This is a genomic window from Oscillochloris sp. ZM17-4 (genome assembly GCF_019599295.1).
Classification (GTDB): Bacteria; Chloroflexota; Chloroflexia; order Chloroflexales; family Chloroflexaceae; genus Oscillochloris.
On sequence record NZ_JAIEWN010000114.1, the window covers coordinates 1 to 4,499 of the forward strand.

3 protein-coding genes are annotated in these 4,499 nt (G+C 70.4%); 1 reads left to right on the plus strand and 2 read right to left on the minus strand.

Going from position 1 to position 4,499, the window contains the following annotated elements:
• Positions 1-2,033 (plus strand): NACHT domain-containing NTPase (locus K2Z83_RS27880; RefSeq protein ID WP_220598442.1); only part of this gene is annotated, 2,033 nt, incomplete at its 5' end.
• Positions 2,034-2,035: 2 nt separating this feature from the next.
• Here the strand turns inward: K2Z83_RS27880 and K2Z83_RS27885 are convergent.
• Positions 2,036-2,284 (minus strand): hypothetical protein, encoded by a 249-nt coding sequence (locus K2Z83_RS27885; protein WP_220598443.1) that lies wholly within the window; start codon positions 2,282-2,284, stop codon positions 2,036-2,038.
• A 289-nt stretch (positions 2,285-2,573) separates the two neighbouring features.
• On the minus strand, positions 2,574-4,499 hold a 1,926-nt coding region (locus K2Z83_RS27890), incomplete at its 5' end, for an SUMF1/EgtB/PvdO family nonheme iron enzyme (protein WP_220598444.1).

The following is a 4,499-nucleotide window of genomic DNA, read 5'->3' on the forward strand; positions in this document are numbered from 1 at the left end:
ACCTGGCCTCGAACCCGCTGCTGCTCACCATGATCGCCACGGTGCATCGCTACCTGCTGAAGCTCCCCGAGAAGCGCGCCGAGCTGTACAAAGAGATCTTCGAGGTGTTCCTGGGCCGCCGCCAGAAGGTTGAGGATGGCCTGGTGGTGCTGCAGAAGCTGCGTGTGCTCGGCCCGCTGGCCTACCGGATGATGCACCGGCGCGACCCGCAGATCGGCATCTCCGAGGCGGTTGAGGTGATCGCCGAGCCCCTGGCGGATGTCAGCGTCCAGGAGCGCCCGGCCGATTTCCTCAAGCGGGTTGAGGAGTCGAGCGGGCTGCTCCTGGAGATCGCCCCCGGCGTCTATAAGTTCGCCCACCTGACCTACCAGGAGTACCTGGCCTCGGTCTATATCCTGCGCCAGCACCTTGAGCCCGAGCTGATCAACTATGTGGATGATACCTGGTGGCATGAGACGATCCTGCTCGCCGCCGCCCAGGAGGACGCCTCGGATGTGCTGGAGGCCGCCCTCGACTCCGCCGGCCAGTCGGAGGGCGCCCTGAGCCTGGGCATCACCATCCTGGAGGAGGCGATCAGCCTGCGCCCCGAGGTTCGCGCCCGCTTCGTCGGCTATATGGAGGACCACGTCGAGCGGGGCACGCCTGAGCAGCGCACGCTGATCGCCGAGGCGCTGCTGCGCTATAGCCTGCGCCAGATGGCCCAGCTTGATGAGCGCAAGCAGCGCGCGATAGGCGGCGTCCTGATCAGCCACCCGGCCTACCAGCGCTTCCTCGATACCCAGCGCGCCCAGGGGCACTACCTCTCCCCCGACCACTGGCTCGGCCACGAGTTCCCCGCCGGCCAATCAAAGCTGCCGGTGCTGGGCGTGCGCCTGCCGGATGCGATCGCCTTCTGCGCCTGGCTCAGCGAGCGCGACCGGGATGGGATGCGCTACCGGCTGCCCACGGTCGATGAGAGCAAGAGCTATCGGGCTGGCCTCGATAGCCGGCTGCGCTACTGGGTTGGCGATGGGGCCGAGCGCATCTATGGCGAGCGCTGGGCGACGCCCCAGGATCGGGTGCGGGCCATCCTCGCCGACCACCTCTTCGATGACATGCACGCCCTGCAGATCTTCACCCTTGGCCTGCTCATCGAGCAGATCCGCGTCGATGTGCAGGAGCTGGGGAACTGGCATCGCCACGCGCTGATTTTGCCCGACGAGATCGCCACCGCGCAGCGCCTCGATGATATTAGCGGGCTGATCGGCGCCCTGGCGCAGGCGATCAGCCGATCTGGGCGCGATCTCTCACGCGCCCCGGCCGGCGATCTCGCGCGGGTGGCCATGACGATCCAGGATAAGGCCCGGCTGGCGGTGGAGCGCTACACGCAGGCGCAGACGGCGGCTGCGTCGAGCCACGAGTCGAAGGATCATGCCCGCTCGGTCGCCCTCGGGAGGCTCACCGACGAGCTGCGCGGCGAGGCCCGCGAGCCGGTGCGGATGATCGGCGATCTCCTCAAGGAGGCCCGTGGGGAGATCGCCCTGCTGTCCTCTGCCCTGCCCGCAGGGCTGCGCGAGGGCAGCGTGGCCGCCGCGAAGCTTCGTGAGGTGATGGCGCAGGGCGGCGTGGCGGCGATGCGGTCGCTCAAGCTGACGGCGGCCTCGGCGCAGGGCGATATGCTGGCCGATGTGCGTGAGCACCTCTACCTGATCGACATCGGCCGCCTGCCCGACCTGGCCCGCGCCGGCTACACCTGCCTCGATGTGGCGTATGCCGCCGAGTTCGCGCAGGTCTTCGACCGCGCCGGCTCGGCCCGCCCGGCGCGCGCGCCCGAGGAGCGTGTCTTCCTGCGCTACTGGGCGCTGATCAACTGCCTGGTCTGGATCAGCCGCGAGCCGTCTGATCGCAGCGAGTGGACCCGCGAGCAGCGCACACAGGGGCTGCGCAGCTGCCGCCAGATCTATGTCGATCTGGTGGTGCTGGAGGAGCGCGTCGCCGGCCGCATGCCGCCGGTTGAGGGCATCCGCCTCGTGCGCGAGCCGCGCGACGGGTGAGCCTAGAGGCTCACGGCGATCCAGCCGACCGCGTAGATTAGCAGCAGAACTGCCATAATGATGCCGACCCGGTCGCGCTGTATCACCTCCCACGAGGCCGGGGCCTCGTCCTGATAGCTGCGCAGGTAGGCGAGCAGCAGGCCCAGGTGTGCCCCGAGCAGGGCGCCGAGGGCGGTGTTGCTCTGTAAGAGGGCCATTGCGAAGCTGTGGTGGGTGAACCAGACGTAGAGAATGGTCGCCGCCGCTGACATAGCGCCGCTGATGACGGCTCCACCGATAGCCCATATGAGTGTCGGGTGGAGCGCGCGAATCATGTCCCCTGTATCTCCATCGTATCGATGTGGTTGCATGGTGGTGTGGTGGTGTGTGTCGGCTTCTTACAGAAGGGCCACCGGGCGATGCGATTCGCCCCCGGCGGCCCCCGTGTGCGGCCATCCGCTCGCGATCGCGGCGTCTTGGCCTAGCCCATAATAAACGTGTGAGGGCCGCGCTCTGTTATGCGCGACCCTCACGGCAACCTAACGATGAGCCCACAGGAGCCTAACGGGGCGCGATGATCACGCGGAATCCGCCCTGGGCGTAGTTATGCCCGTCGCGCCGGGTGCGGTCGCGCTCGGTGCAGCGCATGGCGCGCGCGCTCGACGCCCAGGTGCCGCCGCGCCAGGCGAGATGCTCGTCGGGGCCGGGTGCGGCCGCGCCATGGGGGTAGCTCTCCCAGCTGCTCGCCATGAGCTCCCAGGTGTTCCCCGCCATATCGAGGGCGCCGCAGGCCGCCGCGCCGGCGACGCAGCAGCCCACCGGTGCCGGCGCGGCGTCGCGCAGCCGCGCCGGCTGCGTGGCGTGGATGGCCCGCTCGATGCTGGGCGGCTCCTCGCCCCAGGGGTAGCTCCGCGGCTGCCGCCCGTCGTCGTAGCGCGCGGCCGCCTCCCACACGCCCTCGTCCGGCAGGCGGATCTGGTAGCTCGACAGAGTCGGGCGCAGGCGCTGGGTCAGCCAGGCGCAGAAGGCCGTCGCCTCATCCCAGCCCACCCCGACAACCGGCTGGTTCGGCTGGCTGAAGCGGGGTTCCCCCCAGCCCCAGGGCTGGGCCAGGATGTCGCCGCGCTGCCGCGCGCCCCAGCCCTCCGGCGTCCACCAGCGCTCCTCGTGGTAGCCCCCATCGGCGATGAACTGGCCGTACTGGGCGGCGGTGATCGGGTAGCGGGCGATCCAGAACGCCGGCAGCACGAGGTCCGCGCCGCTGCCATCCTCGGGGCCGCCGACGCGGTAGGCCCCGGAGGCCACATAGCACCAGTAGCCATCGGGGCGGCCGAAGCTATAGCTGCGCGCGCCCAGGCTGTCGCGCCACTGCGCGATGTCGACCGGGATGCGCGTATCTCCGATGCGGCCGGCCATCTGGGCGGCGCGCACCCGCTGCTCGAAGGGTGCCTCGGCCATCTCGATGATGCTGCTCACAAGGGCTGCGGCGTCTGAGTCGTCGGGGTGCTCCTCCAGGAATCGCTCGATCAGGTCGAGCGCGGCGTGGGCGCTCTGGCGCTCGCGCAGCTGCGCGATGGCCGGCTGGAGCCGGGCGGTGCGGCGCTGCGCGGCGGCCCACGCGCGAATCCCGTCGGGGTCGGGGAATCCCGGCCAGTCACGCTCAAGGTCCGCGATCGCTGCGGTGATATCGCCCCACCCGGCACCGTCGTCGCGGCGCTGGCGCAGGGTGTCGTAGCGAGTCTGGAGCGCAAGCCAGCGCCCGGCCTCGGCCAGCAGCCTGCGGGTCGGCTCGTCGCTGGGGAGAGCCTCCAGCAGGGCCAGCGCCATCTGCTCGACCTGCGCCCAGTCGGGGTGTGCCTTGCGCGACTCGAACCATAGGTCGGCGCGCAGCGCGCGCAGCTGTGGGCTGAGCGTGATCGGATCGTCCGTGGTACTGCTGGGCGCAGGCTGGGCGGGCTGAGAGTCGTGCCAGAGCCGGCCGTCGCGGGCGCGCAGCCAGAGCACCGGCTGCCACCACATACCGTCGCCGATCCTCCGGCGGGCCACGGTCATCGCCCGGTCGATCCGCCCATCGTTGCTTAGCTCATCCCAGAGCGCCCGCATGCACTGGCGCACCGTGCGCTGCTGCACGTCGCCCTGGAAGCCGAGCACGGCCGGCAGCCCGGCGCGGGCCAGCTGTGGGCCGAGGGCGTTGATGCCGTCGCCGTAGCCCGCCCCGGCGCTGCGGCAGGCGATCAGGACGGCCAGCAGCGGCGGCGGTGAGAGGCTCTCGATCGCCTCGACCAGTGCGCTGCCGTGCACCACGGCGGTGTCGCCGGCGTCGTCCTCTAGATACAGCAGCGACTCGCCCTCGTGGATGCGGCTGTGGCAGACGAGATAGAGCAGGTGGGGCGAGTCGTGCAGGGCGGCCAGGATACCCGTCAGGCTGGCGCGGGGCTGGCGGGAGTCGGCGTGATCCCCCACGATGGCGGTGCAGGCGCTGCCGAT

Bases quoted from the DNA above. Each gene is read 5' to 3' on its own strand.
- K2Z83_RS27885 (WP_220598443.1), bottom strand. From the start codon at position 2,284: ATGTCAGCGGCGGCGACCATTCTCTACGTCTGGTTCACCCACCACAGC.